This is a genomic window from Bacteroides sp. RTP31139st1_H2_RTP31139_211217, assembly GCF_040227615.1.
Classification (GTDB): domain Bacteria; phylum Bacteroidota; class Bacteroidia; order Bacteroidales; family Bacteroidaceae; genus Bacteroides; species Bacteroides uniformis.
In genome coordinates this window covers 1-17,615 of sequence record NZ_JBCNZM010000098.1, presented here as the reverse complement: position 1 = coordinate 17,615, position 17,615 = coordinate 1, and the positions used below count along the sequence as shown (strand labels likewise).

Genomic DNA, 17,615 nt, shown 5'->3' with positions numbered 1-17,615 from the left:
GAGTTTAGTATTTAACAAAAAAGAAGCAGTAATTTTTTACTGCTTCTTGGCTAATTTCGGTATCTTGATAGTGGTACCATAAGGTACATTATCCGGATTCTTGATTACGCCGGGATTATGCTTCACGATATAAGGCCAAAGAGCTTTTGTCCCATAAAAACGAAGCGCTACCCTAGTCAGCGTTTCCCCTTCCTTGATGGTATAAGTGGTTTCTGTTCCCACAATCGTATACCCCACAGAATCCGGTTCAAACGGTGCAACTGTCTTTTTCTGCTCTTTTTTAGGAGCGGGAGACTGTACCTGTACATTTTCCTTTGGAGTTGTTGTAAGCGCAGGAGTTGTTGTAGCAACAGTTTCTGCCACAGTATCTGTCCGGGCAGGAACTACAACATCTTTTGAAACAATGCTGTCTGTCAAGGCAATATTGTCTTGACCGGCAGGGACATCCACCTTTTCAGTAACAGATTCCTTCACATCCGAGTCTGCAACCTCTTCTACAAGAGGCTTTGCAGTAAGTTTGTCAAGCAAGTCCGGATAATACATGAAAGCTACGGCACCACCACACAACAACACTACAAATACAACGATGCCTATAAAATATTTCATAGTCGAAGAATCTGCCGTATCTTTTATCACTGGCTCAGACGGTTCCGGTTCAACAGCAACTATATTTTCAGGCATTGCTTCAGGTTCAGTTTTTTCCGGTTTCTCCTCTTCAACTTCCGGTTCGGGCTCAACTAACGGCTCTTCGACTACAGTTTCCACCAAAGGTTCTTCTATCGTGGCTTCTTCCACTAAGGCAACCTTCTCCTCCACCTCTTGTTCCGGAGTTTTGATTTCAGTATCTTCATCATCTTCACTGTCATTTTCCTGCAGGGTGTCCTCAAGCACCGTAGCGTCATTCAAAACTACAGTTTCAAAATGCGAAAATGGTCTATTGATAATATCTTTCAAAGCCGGTTCCGGTGTAAACGACACTTTTGTATGCCCTTGTATCTCAAACCTTTCCCCCGTATTCACATTAACGCTTTCACGACTCCCGACATCTATCAGCTTGAAAGTCCCCAAACCTCGTATCTTCACATACTTGTCCTTCTCCAAAGACTCCTCAATCAGCTGGAAGAATTCTTTCACAAAACTATCCGCATTCTTCTTGCTCATGCCATGCCTTTCAGCCAGCGTGTCAATCAGGTCTTGTATGTTCAGTTTCTCATTCATAATACGGGAGATTTTTTTAAAAGCCGGTTACTTAAACTTATCCTTTAACAATGTACTCGGCTTATAAGTCAACACCAATTTGGGAGGTACCAGCATACGCTGCTTTGTAGTCGGATTCACAGATATACGCTCTGCCTTCTTTTTCACTTCGAATGTACCGAACCCTTGTATAGAGATAATATTTCCCTCCTCCAACTGCCGTGTCATATCTGCCAGCAATGAAGCAACCAGTTCAGAAGTATCTTTCAATGTGTATCCTAACCTCCGCGACAATTCAGAAGTAAACTCTTTGTTATTCAAAATGTAAGCCTTTAAATTGAACTACGGTGCTATATTAGCAAATCTTCTTCACATATGCAAGAAGATAAGGAAAAATCTTTAAATTATTCGTCCAAAAAGGTCGAAATCATCGGAATTTACTATCTCTACGTGGTAAAAGTTACCTATATGCAACGCTCTGTCTCCACGCTCAATCAAAACCTCAGGATCCACTTCGGGAGAATCAAATTCTGTACGTCCAATATAATATTCGCCTTCCAGCCGGTCAATGATTACTTTCATCTGCCTGCCTACTTTCTCCGCACTCAACTCCCCTGAAATGCCTTGTTGAATAGACATTAACTCATCCAAGCGCGCTTGTTTCACTTCCTGGGGAATAGAATCCTCATATTCAGCAGCGGCATACGTCCCTTCTTCTTCCGAATACGCAAAAGCCCCCATTCTATCGAAACGCACTTTACGGACAAACTCTTTCAGCTCCTCAAAATCGGCTTCAGTTTCTCCTGGATGCCCCACCATCAGTGTAGTACGGAGATGGATACCGGGAACCTCCTCACGGAATTGTTCTATCAGCTTATACGTCTCATCCTTCGTCACATGGCGGCGCATCTTTTGCAGCATATTGTCGCTGATATGTTGCAGGGCAATATCCATATATTTGCATACATTGTCACGCTCGCGCATCACACGGAATAAATCAGTCGGAAAATGTGCCGGATAGGCATAATGCAAGCGTATCCACTCCACTCCGGGAATATCCGAAATCCGCTCAACAAGCTCGGGCAACATTTGCTTCTTATATAAATCTACTCCGTAATAGGTCAACTCCTGGGCTATAACCTGGAATTCCTTTACACCCCGTGCAACCAGATACTTCACCTCGTCAAGTATTTCCTCCATCGGGCGCGACACATGCCGTCCCGTAATGATGGGAATAGCGCAATAAGAACATTTACGGTCACACCCTTCGGATATCTTCAAATAGGCATAATGCTTGGGAGTGGTCAATGTGCGCTCTATGTGCAGCTCGTCATGATAGGCCTTTCCCAAATCCTGCAACAACTCTCTCCAATTGAATTTACCATAGAATTTATCCACCTGGGGAATTTCAACGGCCAATTCCTTCAGATAACGTTCCGAAAGGCAACCCATTACATAAAGCTTCTCCAAGTTTCCTTCCTCCTTGGCCTGCGCAAATTCCAGAATCATATTAATGGATTCCTCCTTGGCGTCACCGATGAAACCGCAAGTATTGATTACGGCAATCTGTCCCTTCGGTCTTTCCGCATCATGTGTCACATGGAATCCCACTTCCTCCAACTGACGCATCAAATGTTCCGAATCCACCAGGTTTTTAGAACATCCTAAAGTGATGATATCTATAGTCTTCCGTTTCATGCATTCTCCCCGAACAGTGAATCAACAAATTCCTTTTTACGGAACACCTGCAAATCTTCCATTCCTTCACCCAATCCAATATATTTAACCGGAATTTTAAACTGGTCTGAAATGCCGATGACTACGCCACCCTTGGCTGTTCCGTCCAACTTTGTAACAGCCATTGCCGTAACCTCCGTTGCCAGAGTGAACTGCTTGGCTTGTTCGAATGCATTCTGCCCGGTTGAGCCATCCAACACAAGCAACACCTCATTCGGAGCATCAGGAACAACCTTCTTCATCACATTCTTGATTTTCGTCAGTTCATTCATCAAACCGACTTTATTATGAAGGCGTCCTGCCGTATCTATAATTACCACATCGGCATTATTGGCAGTTGCGGAACTCAGTGTGTCAAAAGCGACAGAAGCCGGGTCAGCACCCATTTTCTGCTTTACAACAGGTACACCTACCCGTTCACCCCATATCACCAACTGCTCCACAGCAGCAGCACGGAAAGTATCGGCAGCACCCAGATAAACAGACTTTCCGGCTTTCTTGAACTGATAAGCCAGTTTGCCAATCGTAGTAGTCTTCCCTACACCATTGACGCCCACTACCATAATGACGTATGGTTTCTTCGCAATCGGTGCTTCAAAGTCATCCACATCCTCCGAATTATTCTCTGTAAGCAACGCTGCGATTTCATCACGTAAAATATGATTCAGCTCAGTGGCATTCATATATTTGTCGGCTGCTGCACGCTTTTCGATACGTTCAATAATTTTCAGTGTCGTTTCCACGCCCACATCCGAAGTTATCAACACCTCTTCCAGATTATCCAATACTTCATCATCAACTTTTGACTTTCCTGCCACGGCACGCGCAATCTTGCCAAACACACTTTCTTTGGTCTTAGATAATCCTTTATCTAATGTTTCCTTTTTTTCCTTGGAGAAAAAACTAAAAAATCCCATACACTAATTATTTTTATGCAACCTGTTTTCGCATTCCCTGCAAAGATAGTGCAAACCGGATGCAGAATAAAATGAACCCGTTCATTTTTTATGCCGAGGTGCAGCCTATCTTCGCATTTTCAGCAAAGATATAACAAAACTGACGAATATTAAAAACTTCGTCCTCTTTTTAAAAAGAAATCCCCTTACCGGAAATACCGACAAGGGGACCTTTATAAGTCATCAGCGCTTTACAGCCACTGTATTTATCTTATTTCTTAAAGAAGTTCTGAACATCTTCATTACGGACCATCTGTTCATCAAAGATGTAAGCACCAGTCTTAGGAGACTTCACCATTTTGATAACCTTTGTATAAGAACGTCCTTCTTTGCTTCCTTCGTGCAAGGTTGCTACCGCTTTCTTTGCCATAAGTTATAGATTTATTATTTAATTTCTTTATGTACTGTCACTCTCTTCAGAATCGGGTTGTATTTCTTCAACTCCAATCTCTCTGTGGTATTCTTTCTGTTCTTCGTCGTAATATAACGAGAAGTACCCGGCATACCGCTATCCTTGTGTTCTGTGCATTCCAGAATCACCTGTACTCTGTTACCTTTTGCTTTCTTTGCCATAATCAGTATTCTCCTCTACTTTAGCCAATAACTTTAATGCTTTTCCAATCACAATAACCTTTAGCTACCGCATCTTTCAAAGCAGCGTCCAGTCCTTTCTTATTAATAATGCGCAAACCATTAGCGCAAATGCTAAGGCTGATCCAGCAATCCTGCTCTACATAGTAGAACTTCTTGTTAAACAAGTTCAAATCAAAGGTTCTCTTTGTTCTTCTCTTTGAGTGTGAAACATTGTTGCCAATCATGGCCTTCTTTCCGGTAATTTGACAAATCTTTGACATTTCTATCTTAATTTTATAGTTTTCTTTTTTGCCTATTTCAAACAGAGCGCAAAGTAAGCACTTTTATCGTTACCAAACAAGTTTTTCTTAAAATAATTCACTGTATGATAGCATTTTTTCCTCATTTCAGCTTCTCACAAAGCAACAAAAGGGCATTTTGAATTGCTTTTTCCACATTTCCCTTTCTTCCCTCGTCTCCCTCCTGCTTCATGGTAACGATTTCATTTTTATAGGCAGCGGCTATCCACACCGTACCCACCGGTTTTTCCGGAGTCCCACCTCCAGGACCTGCAATACCGGAAGTAGCCACTGCACAATCTGTTTTCAGCGTTTTCATCGCACCTTTCACCATTTCCGTAACAGTTTCGCGGCTTACTGCTCCATGTTTTTCCAAAGTTTCGGCAGATACATGCAGCAAAGACATCTTTATTTCATTGGAATACGCCACTATACTACCATTAAAGTATTCCGAACTGCCGGGAACGGAAGTTATCAGAGCGGCAATCCCTCCACCCGTACAACTTTCTGCGGTGGAAAGGGACAATTTCTTTGCTTTCAGCAGCTCTCCTACCTTTTCTTCCAGCTTCATACCTTATTATATATTATCCTAAAGTTACGCGTGAATAAGCAGGTGCTTCCATCGGACAAAAATCCTTATCCATATACTTGAAGTATCCGGTAATGGCAATCATGGCAGCGTTATCCGTTGTGTAGCTGAACTTCGGAATAAATATTTTCCAACCATACTTCCCGGCATGCTCACGGAAAGCATTACGCAATCCATTATTGGCAGAAACGCCTCCCGCAACAGCCACTTCCTTTATTTTATATTGTTTGGCAGCTTTGCGCAACTTATCCATCAAGATATCTACAACGGTAGCTTCCAGCGATGCCGCCAAATCCATCTTGTGATGTTCGATGAAATCGGGGTCGTCCTTCATCCAGTCGCGCAGAGAGTAAAGAAACGAGGTCTTAAGTCCGCTAAAACTATAATCCAACCCTGGAATATGCGGTTTGCTGAACGAGAAGGCTTTAGGATTACCTTGCCGAGCCAGTTTGTCAATAATCGGACCACCCGGATATCCCAATCCCATTACCTTCGAGCATTTGTCAATGGCTTCACCGGCGGCATCATCAATGGTCTGCCCCAAAATTTCCATATCGTTATAGGCTTTCACCAAGATAATCTGTGAGTTTCCACCGGAAACCAGCAAGCAGAGGAAAGGAAATTCCGGCTGCACATTATCTTCACCTTCTGCTTTAATGAAATGAGCTAAAACATGGCCAGTCAAATGATTAACATCAATCATGGGAATGCCTAATGAACGGGCGAACCCTTTGGCGAAAGATACCCCCACCAACAATGACCCCATCAATCCCGGTCCACGTGTAAAAGCCACAGCACTCAATTCCTCTTTAGTTACTCCGGCGCGTTTCAATGCCTCATGCACTACCGGAACTATATTTTGTTGGTGCGCGCGGGAAGCCAGTTCAGGCACTACCCCACCGTATGCTTCATGCACAGCTTGGCTGGCCACCACATTCGAAAGCAGATAACCATCTTTGATGACAGCTGCAGAAGTGTCATCACAAGAAGATTCTATTCCCAAGATTATTGTACTCATAATGTTTATTTACGTTTAAACGCTGCAAAAGTAGTGATAAAAGTACGATTCATAACGTATTATTTCATATTTTTGTTGGCTGATTATAAAAATTAACCGCCTATCAGAAAGCTAAAAAAAACAGTACGCTGGGTACTCGGTATTGTATTGGGATTGTATATCGGTACCATATTGTTGCTGAACATTCCATCCGTTCAGCGACAAATGTCTGTATTTGTTGCCAATGAACTGGCTTCCATACTGAACAGCAAGATTTCCATTGGGCGAATAAACATAGGATTGCTGAACCGCATCATCATCGACGACCTGCTCCTGGACGACCAGTCCGGCAAGGAAATGTTGAAGGTGACCCGTCTTTCCGCCAAATTCGATATTCTCCCCCTATTCAGCGGCAAAATATCCATCAGTAACATACAATTGTTCGGCTTTAACATCAATCTGAGCAAGCAGACTCCCAAGGATAAACCTAATTTTCAGTTTGTACTCGACGCATTCGCATCCAAAGATACGGTTCAAAAGAAAAATAACCTGGATCTCCGTATCAATTCCTTACTGATACGCCGCGGAAAGGTTTCATATGATGTGCTGTCCGAGAAAGAGACTCCGGGAAAGTTCAATCCACAGCATCTCCGCTTGCGTAACATTATTGCAAACATCTCCCTAAAAGCATTGCAAAATGATTCTATCAATGCTGCCATCAAGCGTCTGAGCATCGAAGAAGAACATTCCGGATTTGAATTGAAGAAACTAAGCCTAAAGGTTATCGGCAATGACCAACGGATGAAAATCGAAAATTTCGCCATCGACCTCCCCAACACCTCTTTGGCAATGGATACTATACACATGGATTATGACAGCCTGGGGGCGTTTGACAATCTTGCCCAAGATGTCCGTTTCTCATTCCATTTGCTGCCCTCTCAAATCGCCTTGCAGGATTTATCGGCTTTTGTTCCGGCTTTTGGTTCTTTTAAGGAAAAATTGCAAGTAGAGGTACAGACGGACGGCACTGTCAATCAACTGAATTGCCCGCACCTTTCCGTCTCTGTCGGAAATCATTTTTATCTGAGGGGAGACGTATCACTACAAGACCTTTCCCATCCGGAAAATGCTTATATATTCGGCAATTTGTCCAATTTGTACGCAGACCCGGAAGGAATTGCCTTCTTTGTCCGGAATTTCAGCAAGAACTATAATGGAGTACCTCCCGTCCTGCAACACTTAGGAACGGTTTCCTTCCGTGGAGAAGTATCGGGCTACTTCACAGACCTCGTAACTTACGGACAAGTACGCACCGACATCGGAACCATCCAAACTGACGTAAAACTAAGTTCTAACAAAGATAAAGGTTATTTTGCCTATTCCGGTGCAGTGAAAACCAAAGAGTTTGAGCTAGGCAAGATGCTGGGTAACAAAAAACTGGGTAAAGTAACTTTCAATCTGGATGTCAACAGCAGCCATTATGAAAAGCAATATCCGTCCGTACTGCTGAAAGGGTTGGTTGCCTCCATTGATTACAGCGACTACAATTACGAAAATATCACTCTGGATGGAGAATACAAGCAGGGAGGCTTCACGGGAAAAGTCGCCTTGGATGACACCAATGGTTCTGTTATTTTGAACGGTACCATCAATACCGCCAGTCGGGTACCGACTTTCAACTTTCAGGCAAGCATCGACAAATTTCGTCCTCATGCCCTACATCTGACACCCGACTATGAAGATACGGAAATATCAGTCAAAGTCAAGGCGGACTTCACCGGCGGTTCCATTGACGAGATGAACGGTGAAATCAACATTGACAGCTTATCGTTCGCAGCTCCGGAAACACAATACTTCCTGGACAACCTGAAGATATCCGCCATAAGAGAAAGCGAAAACCAGAAACGGCTGACTATCCAATCCAACTTTCTCCAAGGTAGCATAGAAGGCGATTATTCTTATCGTACCCTGCCTGCCAGTGTACTGAATATCATGCGTCGTTATATCCCCGCCTTGATTCTGCCAGACAAGAAACCCATAGAGACGGAGAACAATTTCCATTTCGACATGCACATTTACAATACGGAACTGCTCTCCACCGTCTTTCAGATTCCGGTAAAAGTATATACCCATTCCACCATTAAAGGATACTTCAATGACAAGGCACAGCGGCTCCGTGTAGAAGGCTATTTTCCTCGTCTCCGCTATGAAAACAAATTCATCGAATCCGGAATGTTCCTTTGCGAGAATCCCGGTGACCAGTTTCATACACGCCTACGCTTCAGCAACCGCAAATCAAGCGGCGCTGTCAATATAGCTTTAGAAGCGCAAGCCCAGAGCAACAGCATACAGACCACGCTGAACTGGGGTAACAGCAGCACTGTAACCTACAGCGGGAAACTCGCCGCCGTCGCCCACTTCATCCGTGAACAGAAAGAAGCGAATGAAAACAAGAGGAAACTTCCCCCCTTAAAAACCGTCATTGATGTCCAGCCCACCAACGTGATACTGAACGATACGCTATGGGATATACATCCCTCCCAAGTGGTACTCGACTCCGGCAAAGTGTATGTCAATGATTTCTACTTCAGCCATAAAGACCGGCACTTGCGTATCAATGGTATCGTTTCACCACAACCCGAAGATACAGTACGTCTGGATTTGAAGGAAATCAACATCGGTTATGTGTTCGACATTGCAGACCTCGGAGTCAATTTCAAAGGAGAAGCCACCGGTCCGGCTTTCGCCAGCGGAGTACTAGAAACCCCCGTCATGAGCACCGACTTGTTTATCCGCAATCTCGGATTGAACGAAGGCTTGCTGGGTGATGCCAACATACACGGAGAATGGCACCACGACGTGAAGGGCATCTATCTGGATGCCCATATCCGGGAGAAAGATATCGCCAAAAGCCATGTGTATGGCTATGTCTATCCCTTGAAGCCCACCAGTTCATTGGATCTCCAAATTGAAGCGGGCGGTACCAACTTGAAGTTTATACATCATTATATGAGCAGCATCACGCCCGAATTCAACGGACGTGCCACCGGCCATGTACATTTCTATGGCAAATTCAAGGCTCTCACCATGGAAGGGCGTGTATTCGGCGATGCTTCCATGAAGGTAGACGTGCTCAACACCACTTTCTCCGTCAAAGACAGCATCTACATCGAGCCCGGCGGGTTGACCTTCCGCAACAACCGCATTTTCGACACGCAAGGGCATCAAGGCAGCATGAGCGGCTATCTGCACTATCAGCATTTCAAGAACCTGGAGTACCGTTTCAATTTCAATGTCAACGACATGCTGGTGATGAATACCAAAGAATCACCGGACTATCCCTTCTACGGCACCGTCTACGGTACGGGGAATGCCACTATTGCCGGTAATGCCCAAGATGGCGTTAACATTGACGTTGCAATGACTACCAATCGTAACACCACCTTTACCTATATAAAGGATAACGTATCTACAGCGGTCAGCAACCAGTTCATCAAGTTTGTGGACAAGACGCCACGCCGTGCCGTACAAGACTCTGTCCGCCTTTCCGACTACGAGATTGCCCAAAAGGAAATCGAGGAAGAGAAAGAGAGCGACACTGACATCCGGCTGAATCTCTTGGTAGACGCCACCCCCGACGCTACCATGAAGATTATCATGGACCCTATCGCCGGCGACTATATCAGTGGACGGGGAACCGGAAATATCCGTACTGAGTTCTTCAATAAAGGAGATGTAAAGATGTTCGGCAGTTACCGAATAAGCCAGGGAGTCTATAAATTCAGTCTGCAAGAGGTTATCCGAAAGGACTTTATTATCAGGGATGGAAGTACCATTACATTCAACGGTTCGCCGCTGGATGCCACTCTGGACATAAAAGCAGGCTATACGGTCAACTCAGCATCCTTAAATGACCTAATGCCCAACGAGGCAACCTCCGGCTACATCAGCCAAACAAATGTAAAAGTGAACTGTATGATGGACCTTACCGGACAATTGACTTCACCCGATGTAAAATTCGACATCGAGCTGCCCAACGAACGCGATGAAGTGCAGGCCATTGTCCGTAACTATATTCCTACTGACGAGCAAATGAACATGCAGATACTCTATCTGTTGGCTATCGGCAAGTTCTATACCCCGGAAAACTTGGGAGCCACCCAGAATTCGAATATGATGTCCAGTGTTGTTTCATCCACCCTTTCCGGACAGTTGAATAACGCTTTATCGAACATTCTCGATGTTAATAACTGGAACTTCGGCACCAATTTCAGTACCGGTGAAAGAGGCTGGACAGACATGGAGTTCGAGACCATGCTTTCGGGGCAATTATTGAATAACCGACTACTTATCAATGGTAATTTTGGTTATCGTGACAATCCGATGGCAAATACCAATTTTGTGGGAGACTTTGAAGCGGAATGGCTCGTCAACCGTTCCGGAGACATCCGCCTGAAAGCGTACAACGAAACGAACGACCGCTACTACACCCGGACAAATCTGACAACACAAGGTATTGGTATTATCTTCAAAAAGGATTTCAACAAATGGAGTGAACTCCTTTTCTGGAACAGATGGAAACTCAACCGGCTGAGAAAGGAACAAGAAATAAAACAAGATACTCTATCCACTGATAAAATAAACACAGAACGGCAGATACCCGAGGCACAATCAAAGCGGAAAAGGGAGCAAAAGTAAGATTGACGTTCTTACTGTCCACACTGAAGGCTTTAGAGCAAGCAAATAGGCTAAAATACAGCATTTTAAATGGCTACACCCTTTGTGCCTAAAGGTGTAGCCATCACTCTACGATGGTATAGGCATTCAAGGCAAAGGGTGTAGCCATAAAAATACATCAGAAAGGTAATGGCCCATCCGACCCCACACCTCCAAACGGGTTGTCCGTCTGTGGCGGAAAATCAGCAGCCGATGGAGGTGGCGGTGTTGCCGTACTTCCGATAGGCGCATTCATACGTGAACCGAATGTAGCTCCTCCACCCTCCGTCGGAGGTGGGATAACCATATCATCCTCCGGATTCTGGAAACGGGTGTACTGTCCGATAAATCTCAGACGCACATCCCCCACGGCACCGTTACGGTGCTTTGCTATGATGATTTCTGCCATACCGCGCAAGTCACTGCCATCGGCAGAAGTATAAATCTTGTAATATTCGGGACGGTGAATGAAGCACACCATATCGGCATCCTGCTCGATGGCACCGGATTCACGAAGGTCGCTCAACTGGGGACGCTTGCCTTCCTCGCCTTCACGGTTCTCCACACCACGGTTCAACTGCGACAGAGCGATGATAGGAATGTTCAGCTCCTTGGCCAAACCTTTCAATGAGCGCGAAATGGTACTAACTTCTTCCTGACGGCTACCGAAAGACATTCCGCTTGCATTCATCAGCTGAAGGTAGTCGATGATGATAATCTTCACTCCGTGCTCACGTACCAGACGCCGTGCTTTCGTACGGAGTTCAAATACCGACAAAGAAGGCGTATCGTCCACATAAAGCGGAGCATCCAGCAAGTCACGCAGTTTGTAATCCAACTGCTGCCATTCATAGTCCGCCAACTGGCCACTCTTGATTTTCTCACTCGGAATCTCGCACACGTTGGATATCAGACGGTTCACCAGCTGCACGTTACTCATTTCAAGCGAGAACAGTGCTACGGGATTGCGGAAATTCACGGCAATGTTTTTTGCCATGGAAAGTACGAACGCCGTTTTACCCATGGCAGGACGGGCTGCAATAATGATGAGGTCGGACTTCTGCCATCCGGAAGTCATCTTGTCCAGCTTGGTATACCCACTTTCCAAGCCACTCAAACCATCGGTACGGGCAGCAGCTTTCTGAATCAAATCATAGGCTTCGGCAATGACAGGATTAATTTGTGTATAATCCTTCTTCATGTTCTGCTGGGAAATCTCGAACAGTTTTCCTTCGGCCTCCTGCATCAGGTCGTCCACATCCAGCGTCTCGTCGAAAGCCTTGCTCTGGATATTGCTGGTAAAAGTAATCAGTTCACGTGCCAAAGCTTTCTGTGCAATGATACGTGCATGGTATTCGATGTGTGCAGAAGATGCCACCTTACTGCTGAGTTGGGTAATATAGAACGGGCCGCCCACTTCCTCCAATTCTCCCCGCTTGGAAAGCTGCTCCTTCACGGTGAGGATATCGACCGGCTTCTGATTCACGGCCAAATCGGTAATAGCGGAATATATCAACTGATGTCTATGTTCATAGAATGACTCCGGACGAAGAATTTCACTTACCAGCGAATAAGCGTCCTTCTCAATCATCAAGGCTCCCAAGACAGCTTCTTCCAGCTCCGGCGCTTGCGGCTGGATACGTCCGTAGTCTGTTACGGGCTGTGGTGCCTTTCCTTTCGGAGTACGGGATGTTCTTCTTTGTTCTGCCACTTTAAGAATTAAAAATTGAAAATTAAAAATTAAATGAATTACCCTTTTAGAAAGGGAAAGCAAAGATAGTGCAAACCGAATACATAACTTTCATGCTTGCATGAAAAAGTTATGTTGAGGTGCAGCCTATCTTCGCTCGTATGGCAAAGATAAGCGAATTTATTTATAAGCAGTAAATAAATCATTGTTAAGTTTTCAATCTACTATGAACAGAAATCACTAACTTTGTCTTCGGAAGCTGCACTCCAATAGCTTCTCCTTTTAATTTTAAATTATTAATTCTTAATTTTCAACGCCATGCTGACTTTTCCAAATGCCAAAATAAACCTGGGACTGAATATCACAGAAAAGCGTCCGGACGGATACCATAATCTGGAAACCATTTTCTATCCGGTTCCCATAGAAGATGCTTTGGAAATAAATATCTTGAACGAAGGAAACGGAAAGTTCCGTCTGCATCAAGCAGGTCTGGAAATTGAGGGAGAAGCAGAGAGTAACCTGGTAGTGAAAGCCTACAAGTTACTGGATGACCGGTTCAACCTTCCTCCGGTAGATATTCATCTCTTCAAGCATATTCCCTCGGGAGCCGGACTGGGTGGCGGTTCGGCCGATGCAGCCTTCATGCTGAAGCTTCTGAATAATAAGTTTGAACTCGGACTGCCGGATGACACTCTGGAAGAGTATGCCGCCAAGCTGGGTGCCGATTGTGCCTTCTTCATCAAAAACCGTCCGACTTACGCAGAAGGTATCGGAAACATATTTTCTCCCCTTCCCCTCTCACTGAAAGGATATCGGATATGGTTGGTGAAGCCGGACATTTTCGTCTCTACACGGGATGCCTTTGCAAAAATAAAACCGCATCATCCGGAAATGTCCCTGAAAGAAATTGCCCAACTTCCCGTAGAAGAATGGAACGGACGAATGGTCAATGACTTTGAAGAAAGCGTATTCCCCCAATTCCCGGCTATTGGAAAAATCAAGGAAGAGATGTACCGGCAAGGAGCTGTATATGCCTCCATGAGTGGTTCGGGGTCATCTGTTTACGGATTATTCAAGGAAGATGCCGTATTACCGGAAGTGGATTTCGGAGAAAAAGCTTTTGTATACAAAGGCCGGTTCACTGATATTTAAAAATGCATCAACCAATATACTGATTTCCGGAAACAAAAATACAACAAGGTTGTTCTTACAGAAAACTCAAAACAACCTTGATTATGAAAAAGTTCAAATTCTGTATTCTGGCAGGACTACTTGCCTTGCTGTCGGTGTCCGCTTTTGCGGAAGGACGTCTTCCTGCAAATATACAAACAGCTTTTCAAACGCTCTATCCTCAAGCAACGGATGTAGAATGGGAGCAAATGGCCGGTTGCTACGTGGCAGAATTTATTGCAGATGGTCAGGAAATTGATGTCTGGTTCAATAAACAAGCGGAGTGGGTTATGACTGAAACGGATGTAGAGTCACTGGAAAAAGTGCCGGCTCCCGTGGCAGAAGCATTCATGAGCAGTACAATGACCGGCATGAGATTAAGGGATATAAGAATCATCACCTTTCCCAAACATCCCACAGTGATAATAATTGAGGTGGAACAATACAATTCCGATGAAGAATTCCAACTGTTCTATGCTCCGGATGGAAAACTATTACAAAGCCTCGATGTAACAGAACTTGGAGGAGAGATTTATCCCGGACTCTTTTTCAATGATTAATACTGACGATTGGTGATTTGTTGATGGTATCCATTCATCAACAAATCACCAATCATTCATCACTAATCATTAATATACCTCTACCCTATCAGCAATACGCTTCGCTTTGTCGCGCAGCGTGTCAAGATCACTGTCAAGAGGTGCATAACACAGCACTACACCCATACGGCGGTTTACGCGGGTAGTAGGCTTACCAAAAATACGCAGATAAGTATCCTCTTCTTTCGTAACCTCTTCCATGCCACGATAATTGGGACGTTCCTGACTGGCTATCGGAGAAAGGATGACAGCACTGGCTCCTATACGCTCCTGCTTGATGCCAGGGATAGGCAGACCAAGCACCGCACGACAGTGCAATTCAAACTCATTCAGATTCTGGGTTCCGGCCAGGGTTACCATACCCGTATCGTGCGGACGTGGAGAGAGTTCGGAGAAATAGACACCGTTCTCATGGCTGAGAAAGAATTCCACTCCCCACAATCCGGCACCGGTCAAGGCACGGGTCACTTTCTCTGCCATATCCTGCGCCTCCCTTAGATGGGCAGGGTCAATATGGGCAGGCTGGAAGCTTTCACGATAGTCCCCACCCTTCTGTACATGGCCGATAGGCGGGCAGAACAAGGTCGGACCATTCTTCTGTGTTACGGTGAGCAGTGTTATCTCACTGTCGAACTTGATGAACTCTTCAATGATAAGTTCTTTGATGTCTCCACGGCTACCATTACAGCCATACTCCCAGGCATGCTCCAGTTCGTCGGCACTCTTTACGAGAGACTGGCCTTTACCGGAAGAGGACATCAGCGGTTTCACCACACACGGGAAACCTATCTTTTCAGCAGCAGCTTTCAGTTCATCCAAAGATTTGGCATAAAAATATTTAGCAGTCTTCAATCCCAGCTCTTTAGCTGCAAGGTCACGTATGGCTTTACGGTTCATGGTAAAGTTCACGGCGCGTGCACTGGGCACTACCTGAATGCCTTCTTTCTCGAAATCATACAGACGTTCTGTACGGATAGCCTCAATTTCCGGAACAATAATATCCGGCTGGTGTTTGCGTACTACACGTTCCAAAGCATCTCCATCGAGCATGCTGAATACCTCACATTCATCTGCCACTTGCATGGCAGGCGCTCCGGCATACGAGTCGCAAGCAATGATATACTGGCCCTTACGTTGGGCAGAAATAACAAACTCCTTGCCCAACTCACCGGAACCTAACAATAAAATCTTTTTCATCAATTCTTTTATTTACAATTTTATATATTTACGATTTGACGACGTACGATGTACGATTAGAGTTACTTTAGACAATAAACCGCCACAAGCCAAAGCAATCCCAATCGTACATCGTAAATCGTCTAATAGTAAATCCTCTTATTGGTGTTGTTCTCTCAACAAGTCATTCACCGTCTTTACCGGATTGAATGTAGTCAGAGGCACTTCTACAAATACTGTGTTCCAATCACTCATGGCCCCGTTCCACAAACCGGGAAGTTCAAGCGCTTTCAGGTCCTTGCCGTTCTTGGACTTATAAGAGATGAAGCCTGTCGCTTTATCCACATACTTCACAAGATTGAACTTATGTCCTTTATAGTCACGTACAGCGCAAACCAAATCCACCGGATTGAAATGGGTACCCTTTTCAAACATTTCCTTCTTTTCCGGGTCGTCCATATCAATCTGCGAACTTTCCAGAATCTGCAGAGAGATAGTACCGTCACTGTTGTATGCCAGGAACGGACCTCCGCCCGGTTCGCCTACGTTCTTCACCATACCGCAAACACGCATCGGACGGTTCAGCTTCTCTTTCAGATATATAACCAACTCGGCATCTTCCAGATTCTTTGTCTCCGGATTCTTGCAATAGAGTTGTTTCTGCAGAAATTGCAGAACTTCAAGAATTTGCTCGTGTGTATACTTCCCGCTGTCAAGCAACTGCAGATAAGCAAACGCTCTCTGCTGTAACGCTACCAGCACACCGGCAATCAGTTTCTTATATAATACGGTGTCACCTTTCAGCTTGTCGGGTACCACATTGTCTATATTCTTTATGAAGATAATATCCGCATCAAGGTCATTCAAGTTTTCAATCAAGGCGCCATGACCGCCGGGACGGAACAACAATTTGCCATTGTCGCGGAAGGGTTTGTTTTCCATATCGGCGGCAATGGTATCGGTGCTCGGTTTCTGTTCCGAAAAAGAGATGTTATAATCCACCCCATACTTCTTTGCATAAGCGGCAGCCTTTTCGTCTACCAAAGCCTTGAACAAGGCACGATGTTCGGGCGAAACCGTGAAATGCACATTCACCTTACCGTTCTTATTGGCAGCATACAATGCTCCTTCTACCAAGTGCTCTTCCAGCGGCGTGCGGCTACCGTCTTCATACTTATGGAACTTAAGCAATCCTTTGGGCAGAGCACCATAGTTCAGTCCGGCCCCTTCGAGTAAGGCAGCAACAACCGCCTTGTAGTTTCCGGCGGCAACCAAAGTCGGTATATCCTTTCCGGCAGTCCTCTGGCAAGCGGTATTCAAGTCATCATAGAAGGCAAACTTCTCTATTTTCTCAAAGAAAGTCTTTTCAAAGTTTGTCTGGGGAGTGTCATAGTCTGCCCCGAGAAATTCAAACAAGTTCTTGAACATACGGCTGGCAGCACCCGAAGCAGGCACAAACTTCACCACCACTTTATCGGTTTGTGTATATGCCTCCCAGGCATCCAGGTATTTCTTCTGTTCATCCGTATCCGGAGCCAGTATACCCTTTTCTACAGAAACGGCGGCAGACAGCTTCAAGTATGGAAAACCTTTTTCGAAACAAGCCAACTGTTCGGCTATTTGTTCTTCGGAGATGCCTTTATTTTCGAGCAACTCTTTGTCTTGCGGTGTTATCATAATATCTTGTTTTATTAATTCATGCCCAAAAATACAAAAAAAGCAGAACTGCCGTCAAGAAAATGAAGAAAAAACTTACCTTTGAAGCATAAAATACGGACGATTATGGAAACTGATGAATTTTTCACTATCAAAGAGAAAGATTTACTCTTCTCGCTCTACCGCAAACTGTTGCAACTTTCCGGAGAAACCCTCCAGAAGGGGGACTGCAAAAAGCTGAAAACACATCTTGTCAATAC

The 17,615-nt window shown here is 44.8% G+C and carries 15 protein-coding genes; 3 read left to right on the top strand and 12 right to left on the bottom strand.

Annotated elements, in window-relative coordinates; translation table 11 throughout:
- Positions 1-36: 36 nt before the first annotated feature.
- The 9 genes from ABUA47_RS15705 to tsaD all read right to left on the bottom strand — a co-directional run bounded on the left by ABUA47_RS15705 (position 37) and on the right by tsaD (position 6,369).
- Entirely contained in the window at positions 37-1,218 is a 1,182-nt protein-coding gene (locus ABUA47_RS15705; RefSeq protein WP_009038371.1) for an HU family DNA-binding protein, read from the bottom strand.
- 27 nt (positions 1,219-1,245) lie between these two features.
- Positions 1,246-1,518, bottom strand: a complete 273-nt coding sequence (locus ABUA47_RS15700; protein WP_005827742.1) for an HU family DNA-binding protein — start codon at positions 1,516-1,518, stop codon at positions 1,246-1,248.
- 78 nt (positions 1,519-1,596) lie between these two features.
- The gene (gene rimO, locus ABUA47_RS15695; protein ID WP_009038370.1) at positions 1,597-2,895 is read right to left on the bottom strand and encodes a 30S ribosomal protein S12 methylthiotransferase RimO; all 1,299 of its coding nucleotides are present in this window, start codon (positions 2,893-2,895) and stop codon (positions 1,597-1,599) included.
- The gene (gene ftsY, locus ABUA47_RS15690; protein WP_005827738.1) at positions 2,892-3,851 is read right to left on the bottom strand and encodes a signal recognition particle-docking protein FtsY; all 960 of its coding nucleotides are present in this window, start codon (positions 3,849-3,851) and stop codon (positions 2,892-2,894) included. Before ftsY ends, rimO begins: the two co-directional genes overlap by 4 nt.
- A 250-nt stretch (positions 3,852-4,101) precedes the next feature.
- Complete coding sequence (locus ABUA47_RS15685) at positions 4,102-4,260, bottom strand: DUF4295 domain-containing protein (protein ID WP_005827735.1); 159 nt, start codon at positions 4,258-4,260, stop codon at positions 4,102-4,104.
- A 14-nt stretch (positions 4,261-4,274) separates the two neighbouring features.
- Positions 4,275-4,463, bottom strand: a complete 189-nt coding sequence (gene rpmG, locus ABUA47_RS15680; protein WP_002560155.1) for a 50S ribosomal protein L33 — start codon at positions 4,461-4,463, stop codon at positions 4,275-4,277.
- Positions 4,464-4,483: 20 nt separating this feature from the next.
- Positions 4,484-4,744 carry a 50S ribosomal protein L28 gene (gene rpmB / locus ABUA47_RS15675; protein ID WP_004291052.1) on the bottom strand — a complete coding sequence of 87 codons (261 nt, stop codon included), beginning with the start codon at positions 4,742-4,744 and terminating at the stop codon, positions 4,484-4,486.
- 121 nt (positions 4,745-4,865) lie between these two features.
- Positions 4,866-5,333 (bottom strand): CinA family protein, encoded by a 468-nt coding sequence (locus tag ABUA47_RS15670; protein WP_008664496.1) that lies wholly within the window; start codon positions 5,331-5,333, stop codon positions 4,866-4,868.
- A 13-nt stretch (positions 5,334-5,346) separates the two neighbouring features.
- Positions 5,347-6,369: a tRNA (adenosine(37)-N6)-threonylcarbamoyltransferase complex transferase subunit TsaD gene (gene tsaD, locus ABUA47_RS15665; RefSeq protein WP_034532866.1), complete on the bottom strand. Its 1,023-nt coding sequence runs from the start codon at positions 6,367-6,369 to the stop codon at positions 5,347-5,349.
- Positions 6,370-6,573: 204 nt separating this feature from the next.
- Between tsaD and ABUA47_RS15660 the strand changes: the two genes are divergently transcribed.
- Positions 6,574-11,046: a translocation/assembly module TamB domain-containing protein gene (locus ABUA47_RS15660; protein WP_035449282.1), complete on the top strand. Its 4,473-nt coding sequence runs from the start codon at positions 6,574-6,576 to the stop codon at positions 11,044-11,046.
- A gap of 157 nt (positions 11,047-11,203) precedes the next feature.
- Here ABUA47_RS15660 and dnaB read toward each other — a convergent pair whose 3' ends face one another.
- On the bottom strand, positions 11,204-12,775 hold the full coding sequence (gene dnaB / locus ABUA47_RS15655; RefSeq protein WP_008664493.1) for a replicative DNA helicase: 1,572 nt from the start codon (positions 12,773-12,775) through the stop codon (positions 11,204-11,206).
- Between the two features lie 297 nt (positions 12,776-13,072).
- Between dnaB and ispE the strand changes: the two genes are divergently transcribed.
- Entirely contained in the window at positions 13,073-13,906 is an 834-nt protein-coding gene (ispE, locus tag ABUA47_RS15650) for a 4-(cytidine 5'-diphospho)-2-C-methyl-D-erythritol kinase (protein WP_035448574.1), read from the top strand.
- 83 nt (positions 13,907-13,989) lie between these two features.
- The gene (locus ABUA47_RS15645; protein ID WP_005827722.1) at positions 13,990-14,484 is read left to right on the top strand and encodes a PepSY-like domain-containing protein; all 495 of its coding nucleotides are present in this window, start codon (positions 13,990-13,992) and stop codon (positions 14,482-14,484) included.
- Positions 14,485-14,553: 69 nt separating this feature from the next.
- Here ABUA47_RS15645 and purT read toward each other — a convergent pair whose 3' ends face one another.
- Together purT and ABUA47_RS15635 are read right to left on the bottom strand one after the other, a co-directional pair.
- Positions 14,554-15,720: a formate-dependent phosphoribosylglycinamide formyltransferase gene (gene purT / locus ABUA47_RS15640; RefSeq protein ID WP_005827720.1), complete on the bottom strand. Its 1,167-nt coding sequence runs from the start codon at positions 15,718-15,720 to the stop codon at positions 14,554-14,556.
- A 138-nt stretch (positions 15,721-15,858) separates the two neighbouring features.
- Entirely contained in the window at positions 15,859-17,376 is a 1,518-nt protein-coding gene (locus ABUA47_RS15635; RefSeq protein WP_035448576.1) for a DUF4301 family protein, read from the bottom strand.
- Between the last annotated feature and the right edge of the window lie 239 nt (positions 17,377-17,615).